Below are 21300 nucleotides of genomic sequence, written 5' to 3'. Positions count from 1 at the left end.
CTCAGGCCAGCTGTTCGATCTTGGCGGCGAGTTCGGCGCCGGTCATGGGTTCGCGGGCGATGACGGCGATGGTGTCGTCGCCGGCGATGGTGCCGACGACCTCCGGAAGGGCGGCCCGATCCAGCGCACTCGCCAGGAAGTGGGCCGCGCCCGGCGGGGTGCGCAGGACCGCGATATTGCCGCTGGCGTCCGTGGAGACCAGCAGGTCGCCGAGGAGTTTCGAGAGGCGTTCGGTACCGCCGGTGACGCCGCGGACGGGGCTGCCGTCCTCGGGGACCACGTAGACGCCCGCGCCGCCGTCGGCGGCGCGGAGCTTCACCGCGCCCAGTTCGTCGAGGTCGCGGGAGAGGGTGGCCTGGGTGGTGTCGATGCCCTCGCCGGAGAGCAGCGCCGCCAGTTCGGACTGGCTGCGGACCTCGTGCTGAGCGAGGATGGCGACGATGCGGGCTTGCCGGCCCGCGCGCGTGCGTGCGATGGCCGCACCGGACTTACCCGAAGCCGGTGCGGCCGTGCGTCGTTCGCCGCTGCTCACCTGTCGCCTCGCGCGAATCGTTCCAGCAGCCAGACCAGCAGGGCCTTCTGGGCGTGCAGGCGGTTCTCGGCCTCGTCCCAGACCGCGCTGTGCGGGCCGTCGAGGACCTCGTCGGTGATTTCCTCGCCGCGGTGGGCCGGAAGACAGTGCAGCACCGTCACATCCGCGGCCGCGCGGGCCAGCAGCTCGGCGTTGACCTGGAACGGGCGGAACGGGGCGACGCGGTCGCGGCCGTCGTTCTCCTGGCCCATGGAGGTCCAGGTGTCGGTGACCAGGGCGTCGGCGCCCTCGACGGCGGCGAGCGGGTCGTGGGTGAGGGTGATGGTCGCGCCGGTCTCGGCGGCCCGCTTCTGGGCGGCGTCCACGATCCAGCCGAAGGGCTCGAAACCCTCGGGGGCGGCGATGGTGACGTTCATGCCCGCGGTGACGCCGCCCAGCATGAGCGAGTGCGCCATATTGTTCGCGCCGTCACCCAGGAAGGTGAGGTTGCGGCCGGTCAGGTCGTCGCCCTTACGCTCGCGCAGGGTCTGCAGGTCGGCCAGCACCTGGCACGGGTGGAACTCGTTGGACAGCGCGTTGACGACCGGAACAGTTGCGGCGCCGGCCATCTCGTCCAGACGGGCCTGTTCGAAGGTGCGCCACACGATGGCGTCGACGTAGCGGGAGAGCACGCGGCCGGTGTCGGCGAGGGTCTCCTCGCGGCCCAGCTGGGTGTCGCGGCCGTCCACCACCACGGCGTGACCGCCGAGCTGGGCGATGCCCATCTCGAAGGAGAAGCGGGTGCGGGTCGAGTTCTTCTCGAACATCACCGCGACGCCGCGCGGGCCTTCCAGGGGCTTGCGGGCCAGCGGCGCGGCCTTCAATTCCGCGGCCAGGGCGAGGATCTCGGCCTGTTCGGCGGGGGTGACGTCGTCGTCGCGCAGGAAATGCCGGATGGTCACTTGGACTCCTTCTGGGCCTGGGCGGCATCGAGGATGCCGGGCAGGTCGGACAGGAAGTTCTCGGCCTGGGTCTCGGTGAGCACCAGGGGCGGAGCGAGCCGGATCACGTTGGGCTTGGCGGGATTCAGCAGATATCCGGCCTCGCGGGCGGCGAGATCGACCTCGGCGGAGACGTCGTCGGTCAGCTGGATGCCGATGAGCAGGCCCGCGCCGCGCACGTGATCCACCAGCGGGTGCCCGAGGTGCTCGATGCCGTCGACGAGGATCTTGCCGACCTTCTCCACGTGCGAGAGCAAACCCTCTTCGTCGATGGTCCGCAACACGGCGAGAGCGGCCGCCGCGCACACCGGGTTGCCGCCGAAGGTGGTGCCGTGCATGCCCGGCTGCAGCAGATCCGCGGCCGGGCCCTGGGCCAGCACCGCGCCGATGGGCAGGCCGCCGCCGAGTCCCTTGGCCAGGGTGATGACGTCGGGGACGATGCCCGCGGCCTGGTGGGCGTAGAACGCGCCGGTGCGGCCGATGCCGGTCTGCACCTCGTCCAGGATCAGCAGCGCGCCTTGGTCCTTGGTGATGGCGCGGGCCTTGGCCAGGTAGTCGGCCGGGGGCACCACGACGCCGCTCTCGCCCATGATGGGTTCGAGGAACACTGCGGCGGTGTCCTTGTCGACGGCGGCGGCCAGCGCGAGCGCGTCACCGTAGGGCACGTGCACGACGCCGGCGGGCATGGGCTCGAACGGTTCCCGCTTGGACGGCTGGCCGGTGAGCGCGAGCGCGCCCATGGTGCGGCCGTGGAACGCCTCCTCGCAGGCGACGATCTTGGTGCGCCCGGTCAGCCGCGCCATCTTGAACGCGGCCTCGTTGGCCTCGGTGCCGGAGTTGCAGAAGAACGCCTTGCCGTGACCGTCGCCGAAGTGCGCGAGCAGCCGCTCGGCGAGCTCGATGACCGGTTCGGACGCATAGAGATTCGACACGTGGCCGAGGGTGCCCAGTTGCTGGGTGACGGCCGACAGGATGGCCGGGTGCGCGTGGCCGAGGCTGTTGACCGCGATGCCGCCCAGGAAATCGAGGTAGCGCTTGCCGTCGGCGTCGTAGACCACCGCGCCCGCGCCGCGCACCAGCGCGACCTTCGGGGTGCCGTAGTTGTTCATCAGGGCGGTCTGCCACCGCTGCTGAATGTCGGCTGTACTCATGAGATCTCCTGTGCGGGGGTGACCATCGTGCCGATGCCCTCCCCGGTGAACAGTTCCAGCAGGACCGAGTGCGCGACGCGCCCGTCGATCACGTGCGCGGTCGGGACGCCGCCCTCGACGGCGCGCAGGCAGGCTTCCATCTTCGGGACCATGCCCTCGTCCAGCGACGGCAGCAACTTGGCCAACTCGTCGGTGTCGATGCGGCTGGTCAGCGAGGACCGGTCGGGCCAATTCGTGTACAGGCCCTCGACATCGGTGAGGATGACGAGCTTCTCCGCGCCGATGCCCTCGGCGAGCGCGGCCGCGGCGGTGTCGGCGTTGATGTTGTGCACCACGCCGTCCGCGTCGGGGGCGATGGTGGACACCACCGGAATCCGGCCCGCCGCGATCAGATCCAGCACGGCCGAGGGTTCCACGGAGGTGACGTCGCCGACCAGCCCGATATCGGTGGCCTCGCCGTCGACCTGCACGGTGCGGCGGGTGGCAGTGAACAGGTGCGCGTCCTCACCCGAGATGCCGACCGCGTACGGGCCGTGGGCGTTGATGAGCCCCACCAGTTCCCGGCCCACCTGCCCGAACAGCACCATCCGGACCACGTCCATGACCTCGGGGGTGGTGACCCGGAAGCCGCCGCGGAATTCGCCGGTCATGCCGAGCTTCTTCAGCATGGCGCTGATCTGCGGCCCGCCGCCGTGCACCACCACCGGGTGCACGCCGACCGTGCGCAGGAACGCCATGTCGGCGGCGAAGGCGCGCTTGAGGTCGTCGTCGATCATGGCGTTGCCGCCGTACTTCACGACGACGATCTTGTCGCGGAACTTCTGCAGCCACGGCAGCGCGTCGGCGAGGACGTGCGCCTTGTCGAGGGCCGAAAGCTGTTTCACCACATCGCTCATGAGCTGTAGGCCGAGTTCTCTTCGACGTATCCGTGCGACAGGTCGGTGGTGCGGACGGTGGCCTCGCCGTCGCCGAGGTTCAGTTCCACCAGCACCTGGATGTCGGGGCCGGACAGGTCCACCTCGCGCGCGCCGGGCGCGCCCGCGCCGTCGATGCACACCGGGGATCCGTTGAACGACACCGAGACCCGGTTCGGATCCAGTTCGATGGGCGCGATGCCGATCGAGGCCAGCACCCGGCCCCAGTTCGGGTCGGAGCCGAAGAAGGCGGTCTTGACCAGGCTGTCGCGAGCCAGGGCCCGCGCGCCGATCAGCGCCTCGTCCTCGCTGATCGCGCCCTTGACGGTGATGTGCACGCGCTTGGTGACACCCTCCGCGTCGGACATGAGCTGCTCGGCGAGGTCGTCGCAGACCGCGAGCACGGCCGCGTTCAGGTCGGCCTGGCTCGGGGTGACCCCCGACGCGCCGTTGGCCAGCAGCAGCACGGTGTCATTGGTGGAGCAGGAACCGTCCACGTCGAGGCGGTCGAAGGTGTAGCGGGTGGCGTTGCGCAGCGCCTCGTCCAGCTGGTCCGGGGTGGCGGCCGCGTCGGTGGTGAGCACCACCAGCATGGTGGCCAGCGACGGCGCGAGCATGCCCGCGCCCTTGGCCATACCGCCGACGTTCCACTTGTCCTGGTGGTGGAAGGCGGTCTCCTTCGGCACCGTGTCGGTGGTCATGATGGCGCGCGCGGCCTCGGCGCCGCCGGACAGGCCACCGCCCATCTCGTGCACGATCTCGGTGACGGCGGGGATCAGCTTGTCCATGGGCAGCCGGTCACCGATCAGACCGGTGGAACAGACGGCGATCTCACCGGCGCCGGTCTCGGTTCCCCAGTTGCTCAACGCCTTCGCGAGTTCCTCGGCCGTGGTGTGGGTGTCCTGGAAGCCGCCGGGGCCGGTGCAGGCGTTGGCGCCGCCGGAGTTCAGGATGACGGCGCGCAGATGCCCGCCGGTCAGCACCTGCTGCGACCACAGCACCGGTGCGGCCTTGACCTTGTTGCGGGTGAACACGCCCGCGGCCGCGTAATCGGGGCCCTCGTTGAACACCAGCGCCAGGTCGGGCTTGCCGCTCTTCTTGATGCCCGCCGTGATGCCGGCCGCCCGGAAGCCCAGCGGCGCGGTGACGCCCTGCGACCGCACCAGCTTGCCGTTCCCCACAGCCTCGCTGTCGTTGCTGACGTTGTCGTTGCTCACGGTGCCACTCCTACGGTGGAAAGTCCTGCGGTCTCGTCGATTCCGAGGGCCAGGTTCATCGATTGCACCGCGGCCCCGGCGGTGCCCTTGGTCAGGTTGTCGATCGCGCCGATGACCACCAGCAGTCCGGCGTCGGTGTCCACGGTGACCTGGAGGGTGACGGCGTTGGAGCCGAGCACCGAACCGGTCTGCGGGAGCACGCCTTCGGGCAGCAGGTGCACGAAAGGCTCGTCGGCGTACGCCTTCTCGTAGACGGCCCGGGCCTGGGCGGCGTCCACGGTGGTGGGGGCGGTGCAGGTGGCGAGGATGCCGCGCGGCAGCGGGGCCAGCACGGGGGTGAACGACACGCTCACGTCGGCATCGGCTGCGCCTCCGGACAGCTGGGCGGCCTTCAGGTTCTGCGCGATCTCGGGGGTGTGCCGGTGCGCGCCCGCGATGCTGTAGGCCCGCATCGAGCCCATCACCTCGGAGCCGAGCAGGCCCACGTCGAGTTTGCGGCCCGCGCCCGAAGTGCCGCTCACCGCAACCACATTCACCCGAGGTTCGATGATGCCCGCCGCGACGGCCGGGGCCAGCGCGAGACTCGACACGGTGGGATAGCAGCCGGGGACGGCGATCCGGGTGGCGCCGCGCAGCTTGTCGCGGCCGCCCGGCAGTTCGGGCAGCCCGTAGGGCCAGTGGCCGGCGTGCGGGGTGCCGTAGTACTTCTCCCAGGCCGCGCCGTCGGTGAGCCGGAAGTCGGCGCCGCAGTCGATGATGATCGTGGAGTCCGGCAAGGCCGTGGCGATCGCCGCGGACTGGCCGTGCGGCAGGCCGAGGAAGACCACGTCGTGGCCGGAGAGTTCCTCGACGGTGGTGGGCGCGAGGACCCGGTCGGCGAGCGGCAGCAGGTGAGGCTGCAGCTCACCGAGGGTGGTGCCGGCGTTGGAGCCCGCGGTCAGCGCCCCGATCTCGAGGTGCCCGCTTCGGTAGGCGGGGTGTCCGAGGAGCAGGCGCAGCACTTCACCGCCCGCGTAGCCGCTCGCACCAGCTACCGCGACCCGTAGGGGCCCGTTCGAGGTATCCACCATGTGATGATTATGCACGACTGTGCAAGCTCATTCACAACCGGGCGGAAATCTGACAGGACGCGCCGCTTACGGCACACTCGACAACGCCATGTACGACGACGCCACCCAGCCGCTGCCGGTTGTCGGCCCCCAGTCGGGCCGCTCTCACCGGGCACCGGAGACGCCGAATCCCGCCCCCCGCCGCTCGCGGCGCGCCCAGGGTGACTCGAAGCCCCCGCGCGCGGGCCGCCGTCGTACCGAGGGTCGGAGCGGCGGCGGCGAGAAGCCGGACAGCGGCGGCAACCGCCGCGAGCGCACCCCCGCCGAGCGCGAGCGCGACAAGAAGCTGCGCCTGGCCGGACGCGGTGCCATGGCCATGGTCGCGGCGGGCGTGATGGGCATCACCGGTGTCGTCTGGTACGGCGAGACCACCCTGGACCAGGGCTTCACCCGCTCCGGCGCGATTTCGCCCGAGGACGTGAACCTCGACGGCGACATCAACATGCTGCTGATCGGTCTGGACACCCGAAAAGACCTGAACGGCAACGATCTCCCCAAGGAGATCCTCGACCAGCTGCACGCCGGCGACGGCACCGAGGGCGGCTACAACGCCAATTCGCTGATCCTGGTGCACATTCCGAAGGACCTCAAGCACATCGTCGCGTTCTCCATCCCGCGCGACGACTATGTGCCGGTGCAGGGCATTCCGGGCTACGACCACGCCAAGATCAAGGAGTCGTACGGCCTCAAGAAGTACACGGTCGAGGAGAAACTCAAGGCCAAGGGCATGGCCGAGGGTCCCGAACTGGAGCGGCAGGGCCGGGAAGCCGGGCGTGCCAGCATCGTTCAGACCGTGAAGGCACTGACCGGCGTCCCGATCAACCGGTTCGCGGAGATCTCGCTGGCGGGGTTCTACGATCTGGCGACCGCGCTCGGCGGCGTCGACGTGTGCCTCAACCACGCCGTGGACGACAGTTACTACTCGGGCGCGCAGTTCCCGGCGGGACCGCAGCACCTGGACGGTTCGGACGCGCTGGCGTTCGTGCGGCAGCGGCACGGCCTGGAGAACGGCGACCTGGACCGCACCCACCGGCAGCAGGCGTTCCTGACCTCGGTCGCGAACTCTCTGAAAGGCTCTGACACGCTGACCAATCCGGGTCGGCTCAAGGCGCTGATCGATGTGGCGCACAAGGACGTGGTGCTTTCCGACGGCTGGAGCCTCACCGACTTCGCCACCACCCTGGGCCGCGCGGACTCGCCGTCGGTGGAGTTCCGCACGCTGCCGGTGCTGCGCTACGACAATGTCGACGGCCAGGACGTGAACGTCATCGATCCGGTGGCGATCAAGAAAACGGTGCGCGAGGCGTTCGGCGTCTCGACTCCGGCCGCGCCCAGCGCCCCGCTCGTCACCCCCACCTCGACGCTGGACGTGGTCAACGCCAGCGGCACCCCCGGCCAGGCGGCGAAGGTGTCGAAGCTGCTGACCGCCAAGGGATTCCCGGCCGGTGAGGTCGCCAACGCCTCCTACGCCGACGGCACCAGCTCGACCGTGTATTACGGCACCGGCGGCGACACCGACGCCAAGCAGGTGTCGGAGATGTTCGGCGGCCTACCGGTCAGCCCGTCGACGTCGGTGTCGGCGGGGCATGTGAAGCTGGTCGTCGGCAGCGACCTCGAGATCCCGACGTCCCTGGACCCGACGGCGACCGCCACCACCCCGACCACCACCGCCAACGGCTCCAGCACCAGCCAGGCCGCGACCTCGGACACGACCACCTCGGACGCGCCCGACTCCGGCAAGCCGGTGACCACCACCATCGGCTCGAAGATCCCCTGCGTGAACTGATCTCACCCGCGTGACCTGATATCGCCGCGACCCGCGTGACCCACCGTCGACGAACGGAGTGCCGCTATGACGAAGACCGAGCTCTTCCGCAGTCTGCACCACGGTGACCGCCCGCTGGTCCTGCCCAACGCGTGGGACTACGGGTCGGCGGCCATGCTCGCCGAGGCGGGGTTCCCGGCGCTGGGCACCACCAGCCTGGGCGTCGCCGCCGCGGCCGGACTGCCCGACGGCACCGCCGCCACGCGTGCCGAAACGCTCGCGCTGGCGCGGCGGCTCGGACGGCTGACCATCCCGGTCACCGTGGACATCGAGGGCGGGTTCAGCACCGATCCGCGCGAGGTGGCGGAGTTCTGCGCGGAACTCGCGCACGCGGGGATCTCGGGAATCAATCTGGAGGACAGCCGATCCAATACGGCGTTGGCGGATCCTCGCGAGCAGGGCGAGCTGATCGCGGCGGTGAAGGCTCGCGTGCCCGAGTTGTTCGTCAACGCGCGCACCGACACCTACTGGCTCGGCATCGACGCGGACTCCACGCTGGAACGGGTCCAGCATTACGAGAAGTGTGGTGCGGACGGCATTTTCGTGCCGGGGATCAGCGACGCCGAGGGGATTCGTGCCCTCACGGCGGCGTTGAGCGCGCCGTTGAACATCCTGTTCTCCCCTGCCGGGCTGACGGTGGCCGAGCTGGGCGGCTTGGGTGTCCGGCGCATCAGCACGGGATCGCTGCTGTACCGCGCGGCACTGGCGGCCGCGGTGCATACGGCGGAATCCGTGGCCCACGGTCATCCGCTGGTCGCCGAAATACCCAGTTACGCAACGATTCAGCGCGTCCTGGAGCCTTAGGCTCCGCAGCGAGCGGTCACCGAGCGAGCACGCGCGTCAGTTCAGCGGTCCGCAGCTTGTCCGGATTACGGATCGCATACAGCCCGGTGATGCGGTCGCCGCTGGTTTCGATCAGCTGCACGGTGTCGAGTAGTCCATCCGTGGTGCGCAGCAGGACGGCGGGCAGTGCGTTGTACGTGCCGAACTCGACGGTCATGTCCGCGATGCCGTTCCGCGCCAGCCGCACCAGGTAGATCGCGACCCGCTCCGCGCCCGCGACGGGCTTCCGGGCCGCGGTGACCTTCCCACCACCGTCGGAGATCTGCACCACGTCCGGCGCGAGGACATCCATCAGCGTCTGCGTATCGCCGGTCTGTGTGGCCAGCAGGAACCGTTCGATCACCGCCCGGCTCGTCTCGGTGTCGGGTTCGAACCGCTTGCGGCGTTCCCGTACGTGCGCGCGAGCCCGATGCGCGATCTGCCGCACGGTGGCATCGGATTTGCCCACCATCCCGGCGATTTCGACGAAACTGTGCCCGAACACTTCCGACAGCACGAACACCGCCCGCTCGGTCGGCCCGAGGGTTTCGAGCACCAGCAGCATGGCCATCGACACCGATTCCGCCAGCAGCACATCGTGTTCGGTGTAGGCGTCGGTGCGGATGGGTTCGGGCAGCCAGCTGCCCACGTATTCCTCACGCCGCCGTCGCACCGTCCGCAGATGATTCAGCGCCTGCCGTGTCACGACCGTGGTCAGATACGCGCGCGGGTTCTCGACTCGTTCCCGGTCCGTGTCCCGCCACCGGAGGTAGCTGTCCTGCACCACGTCCTCGGCGTCGGCGGCGCTCCCGAGCAGTTGGTAGGCGACCGTGAACAATAACGGTCGCAGCCCATCGAACTCGTCCACCCCGGCCGCCCGATCCGTGTCCGTCCCCATCCCCGAAGCCTAGCCAGTAGGCCTCGCGTCAACTCGCTGGACACCATGTACAGTCAGTTTCGAACGCCCACCGTCCCGAGGGGAATCCAATGACCGGCGCCGATCCCGGCAAGCTGACCCTGATGGGCCGCTTCAACTTCTACTCCAGCACCTATCTGGGCGGGGTGGCCCGCTTCTACGCTCGCGTGCACCGTCGTCTCTACACGCGTTTCGGCGGCACCCGGTTCGCCACTCTCTTCGGCGACCCTGTCTTCGAGCTGACGGTGCCCGGCCGCAAGTCCGGCGAGCCTCGGCCGGTCATGTTGATGCTCGTCCGGTCCGGCGATGATCTGCTGGTGTGTGGTTCCAATGGCGGTAACCCCGGTGTGCCCAACTGGTGGAAGAACCTTCTGGCCACCGACAAGGCTCAGGTTCGGATCGGGCGCGAGAGCTTTCCGGTCACGTATCGGGTGGTTACCGATTCCGCTGAATACGACGCGCACTGGCGCACTCTCGCTGCCACCTACCCCCACTTCGATACCTACCGGGCGCTGAGTCCGCGGCAGTTCCCGATCGCTGTTCTCAGCCGTGCGTAGGTAAGACTGACGCCCGCATCGCCCTGGGCCGCAAGGGTGGCCGAGCCCGCGGACACGGCGGAGTCGGCGCTGCGGGACGCGCTCACCGCCTGGTTCGAGCCTCCGAAACGGCGACGACCGAGGTGCGGGTCGGGGCGGTCAGCGACTGACCGGATCGGCCACACCACTGATCCGCCCTGCCCGGCCCCTCGGCCGAACCCCGGTTCCGGCGTTCAATTCCTGCATGCCGCCCACCGCGGCAGCGGAGCGAAATCGCTTGGAAGGAACTGGAAATGACCGAGTATGTAGAGCTCGAGCACGGGCGGATCGCGTGTGACGTGACCGGTGACGGGCCCTTGGTGGTGTTGTCGCACGGGATGGGGACCTGGCGGCGGGACTTCCGTCATCTGGTCGCCCCGCTGGCCGCCGCCGGGTACCGCGTGGTCAATGTCGATATGCGCGGGCACGGCGAGTCCAGCGTGGACTGGCCGTCGGTGACCGGGAAGGCCGCCATCAGCCGCACCGACGTGGCCCTCGACTTGCTCGGAGTCATCCGGCATTTCGGGGGTCCGGCGGTGATCGTCGGGCACTCGCTGTCGGGCGGTTCGGCGACCATCGCGGCGGCCGAGGCGCCGGAGCTGGTGTCGGCGATCGTCGAGATCGACCCCTTCACGCTCACCCAGGGCGTGGATTTCGGGGCGCTGTGGGCGGATCGCCGTCACCGGCGCGGCATGCTGGAACTGATCGGCACCCAGCTGTTGAAGTCGCCGCGTCTGTGGTTCGGGTACCTCGACGGCGTGGCCTACCCGACCGCGCCCGCCGATCACGACGGCTACCTCGCCGAACTGCGGACCCAATTGGAGCGCCCCGGCCGCTGGGCGGAATACATGAAGACCGGCAGAACCACCCCGGCCGACGCCGCGGCCCGGCTGCCCGAGGTCCACTGTCCCGCACTGGTGATCATGGGCGCGGACGATCCGGACTTCCCGCACCCGGAAGACGAGGCCCGGGCGATCGTGGCCGGCCTGCCCAGCGGGCTCGGCCAGTATGTGCTGGTCGAGCAGGGCGGGCACTATCCGCACGCCCAGTTCCCCGAGCTGGTGGCCGCGCTGATGATCCCGTTCCTGGACCGCCACACCACCCGCGATCCGGCCGGATCGATCAGCAACTGACCGTGACAGCCGCCTGCGCCGACTGCGATGATCGGGAGGTGCCCGCGCCTCGCACCGTCGTCTTCGTCGTCTTCCAAGGCATGCAGATCTCCGAACTGGCGGGACCGCTCGATGTGTTCGCACTCCTCAACACCATCGTCGAGACGCCGCCGGATCGGTTGCCACCGGAATTGCGTGGCCCGGCCGGCGCCCTCGGCGAGACCGCTGACGCCTCGGACGGCGACTCCCCGGCACTGCCGTACCGGCTGCTGACGGCGTCGCCGGGCGGGCTGCCCATCGAGGCCGATGGCGGACTGACCCTGTCGGTCGCGCATTCGCTCGAGGACATCACCGCCGGAGACGACTTCGACACCCTCATCGTGGTGGGCGGCGATGTCCACGGTCCCGGGGCGGCGGCGGTGGTCCCCGCTCTCCCCGCCCTCGCCCGCAAGGCCCGCCGGGTGACATCGGTGTGCGCGGGCGCGCTGCTGCTGGCCGCCGCGGGCCTGCTCGACGGCTACCGCGCCACCACCCACTGGGGTTCGACCGCCCTACTCGCCCAGCGCTATCCGCGGGTCACGGTCGAACCGGATCGCATCTACGTCCGCGACCGCAATCGCTGGACCTCGGCGGGCATGTCCGCGGGCGTCGATCTGGCGCTGGCTCTGGTCGAGGACGACCACGGTCGCGAGACGGCCGCCATGATCGCGCGGGTGTATGTGGTGTTCACCCGTCGTCCGGGCGGTCAGGCCCAGTTCAGCGCCCAGTTGCGCAGTCAGCCCGCCCGCACGCCCGCCATCCGGGCCGTGCAGCAGTGGCTGCCCGATCACCTCGGCGACGAGCTCACCGTGAGTGGGCTGGCGGCCCGCGCGGGCATGAGCGAACGTCATTTCGCCCGCGCCTTCCGCACCGAAACCGGCTGCACACCAGCGGCATTCGTGGAGGATCTGCGAGTCGAGGCGGCCCGACGACTCCTGGAGTCCACCGAACTGACCATCGGCGCGATCGCCCGCCAGGTCGGCTACCGCCACGGGGAGACCCTGCACCGGGTGTTCACCCGCCGCCTGGCCACCACACCCGAACGCTACCGCCAGCATTTCGCCCTGAGCCCGGCTCAGCCGACCGGCACCGGCGAGTAGATCCACCACGGCCGCTGCGGCAGTTCGAATTTGAAGAGCTGCACGTGCATGCTCACCCATTCGCCGGTCTCGGATGAACGCACCCGGATGGGTCGGCGCTCGATATCGGCGGGCGACACCTCTGTCGACCACAGCCGCACCCACTCCGGGTGCGGCACTGCGGAAGCGCGGGTATCGCCTGTCGCGCACCGGTTTTCACCCACGCCGTCAGGCGACGGCGATGTGCTGGTGGTCGGTGCGGATGCGGCCGTCCTCGTCGAGCGCCAGTACGTCCAGGCCGCCACCGACCACGGCGCCGTCCTCGGTCACCATGGACCAGGTGATGGCGATGACATGGTTCAGCAGCGCCGTTGTCTCCCCGCGCTGCACGAAGCGGTGGCCGGTGCCGATGAACATGTCGTAGGCCCGTTCCACGCGACGTTCCAGTGCGTGGTGGCCGCGGACCTCGAGGGCCGGGATCGGGAAGTTCAGCTCGGCGGCCGCGGTGCGCATGGCCTCGGGCGGATCGACGAGGATCTGCGCGCCGTCCTCGGCCCACAGGTCGTGGATGAGCTTGCGGCGCGCCTCCGGATCGGACTCGTTCCACTGGGCCAGGTAGCGGGCGGCGATGTCGTTCAGGTCGATGTCGTTGTTCGTCATGACCATGAGTCTGCGAGGAATCGATACGCTGCGCGATTCCCTCCAGGGAATGACGCGGGGCCGCACGCGATCACCGCGTACGGCCCCGGATCGAGTCTCCGGCGTCAGTTCCCGGCGAGCACCGCCAGCACCGGCTCGGACAGGAAGAACGGCTCCAACCGCTCGCGGATCAGCTTGGCCAGCACGCCGTTCCGCTTGGCGGCCTCCACCACGGCGGGGCCGTAGCGCAGGATCTCCTCAGCGATGACGGCCTCGGACAGGCCCAGTTCGGGCAGCATGGCGGCCAGGGTGTGGTCGCCGTACTTCTCGAAGAACACCTCGACGCCCTGGTCCACCAGCACGCCGACGTATTCCTTGTTGCGGGTGGTCACGCCGATCCGGTGGATGATCAGCGCCAGCTCCTTCAGGTCCTGCTGCGACAGGTACTCGCGCAGGCCGCTGACCGGTTCCCCGGCGTGCAGGTCCCAGAACTCCATGGCCGCGTCGTGCACCGGCGCGTCGCGCAGCATCTCGCGGATGGCGTTGTTGGTCCGCTTGAGCGCGAATTGCGCTCCCTTCCCGGCCATTTCGCCGATGAAGGTGCCGCCGGCCTTCTCCGCCGCCTTGCGCGCGGTCTTGGCGGCATTGGTGCCCATCGACACCAGCGAGCCGACCCCGGGAATCTTCGAGGCCATCTGCTTGTTGGTCTCCATCAGATCGTCGACCAGCTTGTCCACGAACTTGGCGGCCACGGTCGCGATCAGGGGGCTCTCGGTGAGGCGTTCCAGGATGCGTTCCTGCGCCTGGTGCATGCCGAAGAGCTTCTCCAGCAGCTGTTCGACCGGTTCGCGGTCGACCACGTCACCGAGGGTGTACTCGGTGTTCCCGGCGATGTCCTCGTAGAGCGTGTCGGCCAGCGTGCCGACCATCTCGCCCAGCACCGGGCTGCCGCCGATGAGGTCGATGACATTGGCGACGGTCTGCTTGGCCTGATCGATCTCCACCACGTCGCGGAAGATGATGGTGTCGGCGACGCCGATCACCGCTTCCACATCGCGGGCGATCACTTCGGCGAAGCGATCGCCGGAGACCTCGGCGACAATGAAGTCGACCTGGAGATCCAGCAGTTTCTCGGCAATTTCGCGCGGCTCGGTCAAAGGTTCCACCCAATCTCAGACGGAACGCCGGACCTACTCGGAATCGTTGCCCTGCATCGATTTTCGAATTTGATCCAGTCGTTCCCGCGCGGCCTCGGCTCGCGCATCCCACTGTTCCTCTACGCTACGGCCCACTGGTGTCTGCCGATCGAGCTCGCCCATCCCCTGCGAGGTCCCGTAGCGCTGCTCGACCTTATCGCGAACTGACTCGAAAGTAGGGACCCCGGCGGAGGTATAGCCGCCGACCGAGGGCGCGGTGGGGATACCCGCAGGCGGTACCGGTATCCCGGTCGCCACCGGACCCGCTCCGACCTGCCCGGATCCCCCGACCGTCTCAGACTGTGAATAGCCATCCACCGGCAGGGTGTCAGGAGTCACATCGATGACATCCGGGGCATGACCGAGGGTGTCCGCCAGGGATCGCGCCACCGCGTGCAGGGCGGCCAGACCGGCCCGGCCCTCGGTGGCGGCCCCGACCACACCCGCGAGTTCGGCATCCGGCAGCTGCGCCAACAGCGCCGCGAGTTCCTGGGCATCGCTCATGGGTTCCAGGCTACGCATTGACCGCGCCCCGCGGGGTGACGTACCGTGGTGGCGTCGCGATCCCGTGGACGCAGGTAGACGCAGAGTCCCTCCCACCGCGATTTCCTTCCTCACCGAGCAGATCCCGCCTATGCGGTGATCCCTCGACATTCATCCGCGGTCATCCACCGCCCTCGGCCGTATCCGGCCACACCAAGGAGAAACCATGACAACCACCGAAATCCGGCCCCCGGTCGTATCCACCGATCCGACCCCGGCCCTCGACCACATCGAAACACTCACTCCCGCAACGGGAATCGTGGACCTGCACGGCCAGACCGGCGTCCTGCGCCGCGACGGCTACCTGCCCGGCCCGCACGACGTCCACGTCCCGGCCCGCCTGATCCGCACGCACGGACTGCGCCGCGGCGACCTGGTCACCGGACTCGCGCAGCCGAATCCCAAGGGCGGCAAGCAAGCTCCCCTCGTGCGCGTCGACACCGTCAACGGCCGATCGGCCGCCGAGCTGGGCGCGCGACCGCACTTCCGGGACCTGACCCCCATCCACCCGAACGAGCGGCTGCGGCTGGAAACCCAGCCGAACAAGCTCACCACCCGCGTCACCGACCTGATCATGCCGATCGGCAAGGGCCAGCGCGCGCTCATCGTCGCACCGCCGAAGGCGGGCAAAACCTCTGTGCTGCAGTCGATCGCGCATGGCATCGCCGTCAATCACCCGGAAGCGCACCTCATGCTGGTGCTGGTCGGCGAGCGCCCCGAGGAGGTCACCGACCTGTCCCGCGGCGTCCCCGCCGAGGTGGTCGCCGCCACCTTCGACCACTCCCCCGCCGAGCAGACCGCGTTGGCCGAGCTGGCCATCGAGCGGGCGCAGCGCCTGGTCGAGGAGGGCCGCGACGTCGTCGTCCTGCTCGACTCGCTCACCCGGCTGGCCCGCGCCTACAACACTTCCGGACCGGCCTCGGGCCGAATCCTCTCCGGCGGTGTGGATTCCACCGCGCTGCTGCCGCCCAAGCGGTTCCTGGGCGCGGCCCGCAATATCGAGAACGGCGGCTCGCTGACCATCGTGGCCAGCGCGCTCGTCGAAACCGGTTCGCTCGCCGACACCGTCATCTTCGAGGAGTACAAGGGCACCGGCAATGCCGAGCTCAAGCTCGACCGCGCCCTGGCCGGCCGCCACGTCTTCCCGGCGGTGGACATCGCCAAGTCCAGCACCCGCCGCGATGATCTGCTGCTCGATCCGGCCGAACGCCAAGCCGTCGCCACCCTGCGCCGGACTCTCGCCGATCTGGACGATCAGCGCGCCCTCGACCTGCTCCTCGACGGCCTGCGCAAGACCGGCGGCAATGCCGAGTTCCTCGCCAACATCATCCGGAAATGAGCCGCTTGGGCGGTAGTACGCCCGCCGCCCAGGACGCGACCCGCTCGGCCCAGCCGGGGAATCCGATCAGATTGTTGTGCAGCCCGCCCGGATAGATCACCAGCTCCTTGGGCTCCGGCGCCGCCGCGAACAACTCCCGACCCATCCGCACGGGCAACAGCTCGTCCGCGTCACCGTGCATGATCAGGACCGGGCAGGTCAATCGCCGAATCCGCTTCAGACTCGGATAGGCGTTGGGCACGAAGACCTTCGGCAGGAACGGATACACCGTCGTCGCCGCGTCCCGCATGTTCGTGAACGTCGACATGAGCAGCAGTGCCGCGGGCGGCACCGCGTTCGCCAACTCCAGCATCACTCCCCCGCCGAGCGACTTGCCGAGATACACCACCCGTTCGGCATCCACCCCGGGCTGCGCCAGCAACGCCTCCCGCGCGGCCCGCACATCCCGATAGGTCCCGCTCTCATCCGGCCGCCCGGTACTGCGTCCGTACCCCCGATAGTCGAAGACCATCACATCGAATCCGGCCGCCGCCAGCATGGCCAGCATCGGCGATCGATCCCCGAGGTTCCCGCCGTTCCCGTGCGCGAACAGGATGTGCCCCACCGGTTCCCCCACCGCACGCACGAACCACGCGTTGACGGTCTCCCCGTCGGAGGTCCGCAAGTACAGGTCGTCGTAGGCGAACCCGTACGTGTCGGGAGTCATCGCGATGCCCCGCTCGCCCGGTTGGTAGCTGAGCGCGTTGAGGACCGCCGTCGCCGGATGCCACATGGTTCATTCATACCGAAAGGGCCCCGATCCACCCGGATCGGGGCCCTTTCGGTAGGGACTGGGATCAGCCGCGCAGCACCGCGCCCACCGCGTCCGCGGCGCGAGCGACCGCCGCGTCACGGGCGGCGCTGGCCTCGTCCTCGGTGAGGGTGCGGTCGGTGGCCCGGAAGCGCAGGGCGTAGGTCAGCGACTTGCGGCCCTCACCCGCCTGCGCGCCCTCGTACACGTCGAACAGCGAGATGTCCTCGAGCAGCTCGCCCGCGCCGGTGCGCAGCGCGTGCTCCACCGTCACGGCGGCAACGGCCTTGTCGACGCTGACCGAGACGTCCTGCAGCACCGCGGGGAACGCGGAAACCACCGGGGCGGGCCGGATCTCGCGCAGCGGCAGGGCGTCGAGGTCGAGCTGGAAGGCGCAGGTGCGCGGCGGCAGGCCGGAACGCTCCAGCACGGCCGGGTGCAGTTCACCCGCGTGGCCGACGACGACGCCGTCCACCAGCAGCTCGGCGCAACGGCCCGGGTGCCACGGAAGGAACTGCGCCGCACGGCGTTCGATGGTCAGACCGGCGGCCTCGGCGATCGCGTCGACCAGGGCGAAGGCGTCCGACGCCTCGACCGGGCGGCCGGGGCCCCACGGTCCGCGCGGCTCACGACGGCCGGTGAGGACCGCGCCGACCCGGGTCGGCTGCTCGGGCAGCGAGTCGAGCAGGACCTGGATCTCGTCGTCGGTCGGGCGGCGATCCACGGGCAGCAGCCCGACGGGCGCGGTCCGCTCGGTCGGCAGGGTGACCTGGCCGATCGCGTAGATGGCGAGATCGCGCTGGCCGCGAGAGATATTGCGGGCCGCGATCTCCAGCAGACCGGGCAGCAGGGTGGTCGACAGTTCCGCGCGCTCGACGTCGAGCGGGTTCAGCACCCGCAGCGTGTTGCGGCGCGGGTCGTCGGCGTCCAGACCCCAGGTGTCGAAGACACCGGCCTGCATGAAGACCGGGGCGGGCACCTCGACACAGCCCTCGAACGCCAGCGCCTTGCTCACGGCACGACGACGCAGCTGGGCGGCGGTGAGGCCGCGGCCGGCGGGAGCGGTGGGCAGCACCGACGGGATCTGGTCCAGACCCTCCAGGCGCAGCACCTCCTCCACCAGGTCGGCGGGCTGGGTGAGGTCGGGACGCCAGGACGGCGGGGTCACGATCAGCTGCGGGTGGCCCGCGTCGCTGACGCCGACCTCGATGGCGCAGCCGACCTGCTGCAGGCGGCGGGTGGCCGCGCCGGGCGCGTAGTGCACGCCCGCGGTGCGGTCGGCCAGATCGATGTCCATGGTGATCGGCCGCACGGCCGGGGTGAGCACGCGCACGTCGGTCAGCACGGATTCGACGGTGCCACCGGCGATCTCGGCCAGCAGGGTGGCGGCGCGATCGAGGGCGGCGATATTGACCTCGGGGTCCACGATCCGCTCGAAGCGGCGGCTCGCCTCGGAGCCGAGCTTGTGGCGGCGCGCGGTGCGGGCCACGGCCACCGGGTTCCAGGTGGCGGCCTCGAGCAGGATGTCGGTCGAGGTGTCCGACACCTCGGTGCTCGCGCCGCCCATGATGCCGGCCAGCGAGATGACGCCGGACTCGTCGGCGATGATCACGTCCTCGGCGTCGAGGGTGCGCTCGGCCTCGTCGAGGGTGCGCAGGGTCTCGCCGGTGTTCGCGCGGCGCACCACGAATCCGCCGCGCACCTTGGCGGCGTCGAAGGCGTGCAGCGGCTGACCGAGTTCGAGCATCACGTAGTTGGTGACGTCCACGGCCGGGGAGATCGGGCGCACGCCCGACAGCAGCAGGCGGCGCTGCAGCCACCACGGGCTCACGGCCTTCGGGTCGATGCCGGTGACGCGGCGCACCGCGAAACGCGTGCAGCCCGACTCGGGGTCGATCTTCACCGGCCACGCCTCGACCTCGGAGTCCGGCAGCAGCCGCACGGCCGGATCGCCGTACTCCAGGTCGAAACCGCAGGCCAGCTCACGCGCAAGGCCGCGCGCGGAGAACGCGTAACCGCGGTCGGGGGTGATGGCCAGCTCGATGATGGTGTCGCCCAGGCCCAGCAGCTCGTTGGCGTCCGCGCCGGGCTCGGCGGTGCCGGGCTCCAGCACCAGGATGCCGCTGTGGTCCTTGCCGATGCCGAGTTCGGCGACCGAGCAGATCATGCCGTTGCTGGTGTGGCCGTAGGTCTTCCGCGACGCGATCTTGAATCCGCCGGGCAGCTCGCCACCGGGCAGCACCACCACGACCAGGTCGCCGACGGCGAAGTTCCGTGCGCCGCAGACGATCTCCTGCAGTTCGGGGTTACCGACGTCGACCTTGCAGAAGCGGATCGGCTTCTTGAACTCGGTCAGCTCGGTGATCTCGGCGACCCGGCCGACCACCAGCGGCTTGTCGATGTCACCGCCGATGGGCGCCAGATGGTCGACCTCTTCGACCTCGAGACCGACCCGGACGAACCCCGCGTCGAGCTCCTCGGCCGTCACCGACCACCCGGGGGTGGTCCGCTGCAGGATGTCCGTCAGCCAGGACTGAGCTACTCGCACTTGACGTTTCGCTTCCTCGTATCGGGGTCAGGTCAGGACTGGATGCCGAACGGCAGCGTGAACCGCACATCGCCCTCGACGATGTCGCGCATGTCCGGCAGGCCGTTGCGGAACTGCAGGGTCCGCTCCAGGCCCATGCCGAACGCGAAGCCGCTGTACACCTCGGGGTCGATGCCGCTGGCGATGAGCACCTTCGGGTTCACCATGCCGCAACCGCCCCACTCGACCCAGCCGGGGCCGCCCTTCTTGTCCTCGAACCACACGTCCACCTCGGCGGACGGCTCGGTGAAGGGGAAGAAGCTGGGCCGCATGCGGGTGGTGGTGTTCGGGCCGAACAGCGCCCGCGCGAAACCGTCCAGGGTGCCCTTGAGGTGGGCCATGGTCAGGCCCTTGTCGATGGCCAGGCCCTCGATCTGCGAGAACACCGGGGTGTGGGTGGCGTCCAGCTCGTCGGTGCGGAACGTGCGGCCCGGGCACACCACGTAGATCGGCAGCTCGCGAGACAGCATGGTGCGCACCTGAACCGGCGAGGTGTGGGTGCGCAGCACCTGCCGCGAACCCTCCGGCGCGATGTGGAAGGTGTCCTGCATGGTGCGGGCCGGGTGGTCGGGCAGGAAGTTCAGGGCGTCGAAGTTGAAGTGCTCGGTCTCGACCTCGGGACCCTCGGCGACCTCCCAGCCCATGGCCACGAACACGTCCGCGACCCGCTCGGACAGCACCGAGATGGGGTGCCGCGCGCCGGTGGCGCGCCGGTCGGCGGGCAGGGTCACGTCGATGGTCTCCGCCACCAGGACCGCCGCGTCGCGCTCGGCGAGCAGCTCGGCCTGGCGCGACTCGTAGGCCTGCGACACCCGGCCGCGCGCCACGTTCACCCGCTTGCCGGCGTCGGCCTTCTCTTCCTTGGGCAGCGTGCCCAGCGACCGCTGCGCCAGCGAGATCGGCGACTTGCCACCCATGTACTCGGTCTTGGCCGTGGCCAGCTCGTCCAGGGTCGAGGCCGAGGCGAACGCCTTCTCCGCGGCTTCCGCGGCGGCGGAGAGCGATTCCTCGCTCAACGCGGCGGTCTGCTCGGCACTGTTGTCATCGGCCACGATGGTTCGTCACTCCCCAGGCTGGTTACGGGTCGGGCGGAAAGTCTTATCGGCAATGGTTACTGCCCACCCATTCTTGCTGGTCGCATCGTAAACCTTGTAATCAGCCCACCTCACCTGGATTTTCCCAGCTCGGGCCCACCCTTCGGCGTGGTGGTGACCACAGCGGTGGTACCAATGGACTCGTGAAGTCCCGGCCGCTGACCTTGATCGACGACTCCGACCGCCTCATCGAGTACGCGGCGGCGATGGACCGCATGCAGCAGATGTGGGAGGAGCGCGTCGCCGACCAGCGGCCCGACACGCTGTGGCTGCTGAGCCACGAACAGACCTTCACGATCGGCCGCCGCACTCCCGAGGAGCACCTGCCGGCCCCCGAGACCGACATCCCGGTCTTCACCACCAACCGGGGCGGCCAGCTCACCTACCACGCGCCCGGCCAGCTGGTCGGCTATCTCATCGTGAAGCTGCAGCCCGGCGAGGGCGTCGTGGATCTGATCCGCGATGTGGAACTGCGCATCGTCGCGGCGCTGGCCGACCTCGGCATCCCGGCCGAGCGCCGCGTCACCCCGCCCGGCTCGGAGCTGCTCACCGGCGTCTGGACCCGCGACACCGGCCGCAAGATCACCTCGATCGGCATGCGCGTCGGCCGCAATGTCTCCACCCACGGCTTCGCCCTCAATGTCACCGGCGACCTGTCGCCGTGGAAGCTGGCCGTGGCCTGCGGGCTGCCCGACGTCGACATGACGTCGGTGGAAAGGGAACTGAACACCGACGAGGCCCCGACGATGGATCGCGTCGTCGCGACCATCGCCGGGGCCTTCGAGGCGAGCGCTACCCCGTCTCCCCTGCCCTGACCGGAACCCGCCGGATCGCGTGCACG

Annotated in this window: 21 protein-coding genes; 7 read left to right on the top strand and 14 right to left on the bottom strand. The window is 69.6% G+C overall.

Annotation, left to right across the window (positions count from 1 at the left end):
- Window position 1: 1 nt before the first annotated feature.
- From ACWEOI_RS28190 to argC, 6 genes are read right to left on the bottom strand one after another with little or no spacing between them, the layout of a single operon-like run.
- Window positions 2-532: an arginine repressor gene (locus ACWEOI_RS28190; RefSeq protein WP_357097067.1), complete on the bottom strand. Its 531-nt coding sequence runs from the start codon at window positions 530-532 to the stop codon at window positions 2-4.
- Complete coding sequence (gene argF / locus ACWEOI_RS28185; RefSeq protein ID WP_357097069.1) at window positions 529-1473, bottom strand: ornithine carbamoyltransferase; 945 nt, start codon at window positions 1471-1473, stop codon at window positions 529-531. The genes ACWEOI_RS28190 and argF overlap by 4 nt, the downstream gene beginning before the upstream one ends.
- The gene (locus tag ACWEOI_RS28180; protein WP_379276844.1) at window positions 1470-2663 is read right to left on the bottom strand and encodes an acetylornithine transaminase; all 1194 of its coding nucleotides are present in this window, start codon (window positions 2661-2663) and stop codon (window positions 1470-1472) included. Before ACWEOI_RS28180 ends, argF begins: the two co-directional genes overlap by 4 nt.
- The gene (argB, locus tag ACWEOI_RS28175; protein WP_357288456.1) at window positions 2660-3559 is read right to left on the bottom strand and encodes an acetylglutamate kinase; all 900 of its coding nucleotides are present in this window, start codon (window positions 3557-3559) and stop codon (window positions 2660-2662) included. The genes ACWEOI_RS28180 and argB overlap by 4 nt, the downstream gene beginning before the upstream one ends.
- Window positions 3556-4758, bottom strand: coding sequence for a bifunctional glutamate N-acetyltransferase/amino-acid acetyltransferase ArgJ (argJ, locus tag ACWEOI_RS28170; protein ID WP_433673413.1), 1203 nt, complete (start codon window positions 4756-4758; stop codon window positions 3556-3558). Before argJ ends, argB begins: the two co-directional genes overlap by 4 nt.
- Window positions 4759-4790: 32 nt before the next feature.
- A complete protein-coding gene (gene argC, locus ACWEOI_RS28165; RefSeq protein ID WP_433666640.1) occupies window positions 4791-5864 on the bottom strand; it encodes an N-acetyl-gamma-glutamyl-phosphate reductase in 1074 nt (357 codons plus the stop codon).
- Between the two features lie 88 nt (window positions 5865-5952).
- Here argC and ACWEOI_RS28160 point away from each other — a divergent pair, with 88 nt between their 5' ends.
- Both ACWEOI_RS28160 and ACWEOI_RS28155 read left to right on the top strand, forming a co-directional pair.
- The gene (locus ACWEOI_RS28160) at window positions 5953-7689 is read left to right on the top strand and encodes an LCP family protein (protein ID WP_452361524.1); all 1737 of its coding nucleotides are present in this window, start codon (window positions 5953-5955) and stop codon (window positions 7687-7689) included.
- Window positions 7690-7755: 66 nt separating this feature from the next.
- Window positions 7756-8532, top strand: a complete 777-nt coding sequence (locus ACWEOI_RS28155; RefSeq protein ID WP_452361523.1) for an isocitrate lyase/PEP mutase family protein — start codon at window positions 7756-7758, stop codon at window positions 8530-8532.
- 16 nt (window positions 8533-8548) lie between these two features.
- Here the strand turns inward: ACWEOI_RS28155 and ACWEOI_RS28150 are convergent, their stop codons facing one another.
- Window positions 8549-9448 (bottom strand): RNA polymerase sigma-70 factor, encoded by a 900-nt coding sequence (locus ACWEOI_RS28150; RefSeq protein ID WP_452361522.1) that lies wholly within the window; start codon window positions 9446-9448, stop codon window positions 8549-8551.
- Window positions 9449-9537: 89 nt separating this feature from the next.
- On the opposite strand from ACWEOI_RS28150, the gene ACWEOI_RS28145 reads away from it, so the two are divergent.
- The 3 genes from ACWEOI_RS28145 (at window position 9538) to ACWEOI_RS28135 (ending at window position 12292) form a co-directional block, all read left to right on the top strand.
- Complete coding sequence (locus tag ACWEOI_RS28145) at window positions 9538-10023, top strand: nitroreductase/quinone reductase family protein (protein WP_433666644.1); 486 nt, start codon at window positions 9538-9540, stop codon at window positions 10021-10023.
- Window positions 10024-10295: 272 nt separating this feature from the next.
- Window positions 10296-11174, top strand: a complete 879-nt coding sequence (locus ACWEOI_RS28140) for an alpha/beta fold hydrolase (protein WP_452361521.1) — start codon at window positions 10296-10298, stop codon at window positions 11172-11174.
- A 38-nt stretch (window positions 11175-11212) separates the two neighbouring features.
- Complete coding sequence (locus ACWEOI_RS28135; RefSeq protein WP_452361520.1) at window positions 11213-12292, top strand: GlxA family transcriptional regulator; 1080 nt, start codon at window positions 11213-11215, stop codon at window positions 12290-12292.
- Here ACWEOI_RS28135 and ACWEOI_RS28130 read toward each other — a convergent pair.
- The 4 genes from ACWEOI_RS28130 to ACWEOI_RS28115 form a co-directional block, all read right to left on the bottom strand.
- Entirely contained in the window at window positions 12268-12450 is a 183-nt protein-coding gene (locus ACWEOI_RS28130) for a hypothetical protein (protein ID WP_452361519.1), read from the bottom strand. The two genes, ACWEOI_RS28135 and ACWEOI_RS28130, sit on opposite strands and share 25 nt — an antisense overlap.
- Window positions 12451-12499: 49 nt before the next feature.
- The gene (locus ACWEOI_RS28125) at window positions 12500-12931 is read right to left on the bottom strand and encodes a hypothetical protein (RefSeq protein WP_452361518.1); all 432 of its coding nucleotides are present in this window, start codon (window positions 12929-12931) and stop codon (window positions 12500-12502) included.
- Window positions 12932-13035: 104 nt separating this feature from the next.
- Window positions 13036-14076, bottom strand: a complete 1041-nt coding sequence (locus ACWEOI_RS28120) for a hypothetical protein (protein ID WP_452361517.1) — start codon at window positions 14074-14076, stop codon at window positions 13036-13038.
- Between the two features lie 24 nt (window positions 14077-14100).
- Window positions 14101-14610, bottom strand: a complete 510-nt coding sequence (locus ACWEOI_RS28115; RefSeq protein WP_433666650.1) for a PspA/IM30 family protein — start codon at window positions 14608-14610, stop codon at window positions 14101-14103.
- Window positions 14611-14815: 205 nt separating this feature from the next.
- Between ACWEOI_RS28115 and ACWEOI_RS28110 the strand changes: the two genes are divergently transcribed.
- Window positions 14816-15988 (top strand): transcription termination factor Rho, short form, encoded by a 1173-nt coding sequence (locus tag ACWEOI_RS28110; RefSeq protein WP_452361516.1) that lies wholly within the window; start codon window positions 14816-14818, stop codon window positions 15986-15988.
- Here ACWEOI_RS28110 and ACWEOI_RS28105 read toward each other — a convergent pair.
- The 3 genes from ACWEOI_RS28105 to pheS form a co-directional block, all read right to left on the bottom strand.
- The gene (locus ACWEOI_RS28105; protein ID WP_452361515.1) at window positions 15975-16760 is read right to left on the bottom strand and encodes an alpha/beta hydrolase; all 786 of its coding nucleotides are present in this window, start codon (window positions 16758-16760) and stop codon (window positions 15975-15977) included. The two genes, ACWEOI_RS28110 and ACWEOI_RS28105, sit on opposite strands and share 14 nt — an antisense overlap.
- Window positions 16761-16824: 64 nt before the next feature.
- On the bottom strand, window positions 16825-19326 hold the full coding sequence (pheT, locus tag ACWEOI_RS28100) for a phenylalanine--tRNA ligase subunit beta (protein WP_452361514.1): 2502 nt from the start codon (window positions 19324-19326) through the stop codon (window positions 16825-16827).
- Window positions 19327-19358: 32 nt separating this feature from the next.
- A complete protein-coding gene (gene pheS, locus ACWEOI_RS28095) occupies window positions 19359-20417 on the bottom strand; it encodes a phenylalanine--tRNA ligase subunit alpha (protein ID WP_433666654.1) in 1059 nt (352 codons plus the stop codon).
- Between the two features lie 185 nt (window positions 20418-20602).
- Between pheS and lipB the strand changes: the two genes are divergently transcribed.
- Window positions 20603-21274: a lipoyl(octanoyl) transferase LipB gene (lipB, locus tag ACWEOI_RS28090; RefSeq protein WP_433666655.1), complete on the top strand. Its 672-nt coding sequence runs from the start codon at window positions 20603-20605 to the stop codon at window positions 21272-21274.
- The last annotated feature ends 26 nt before the right edge of the window (window positions 21275-21300 follow it).

This window comes from Nocardia sp. NPDC004340 (genome assembly GCF_053602575.1).
The sequence above is the reverse complement of the archived record's forward strand: the minus strand, read 5'-3'. Positions and strand labels throughout refer to the sequence as shown.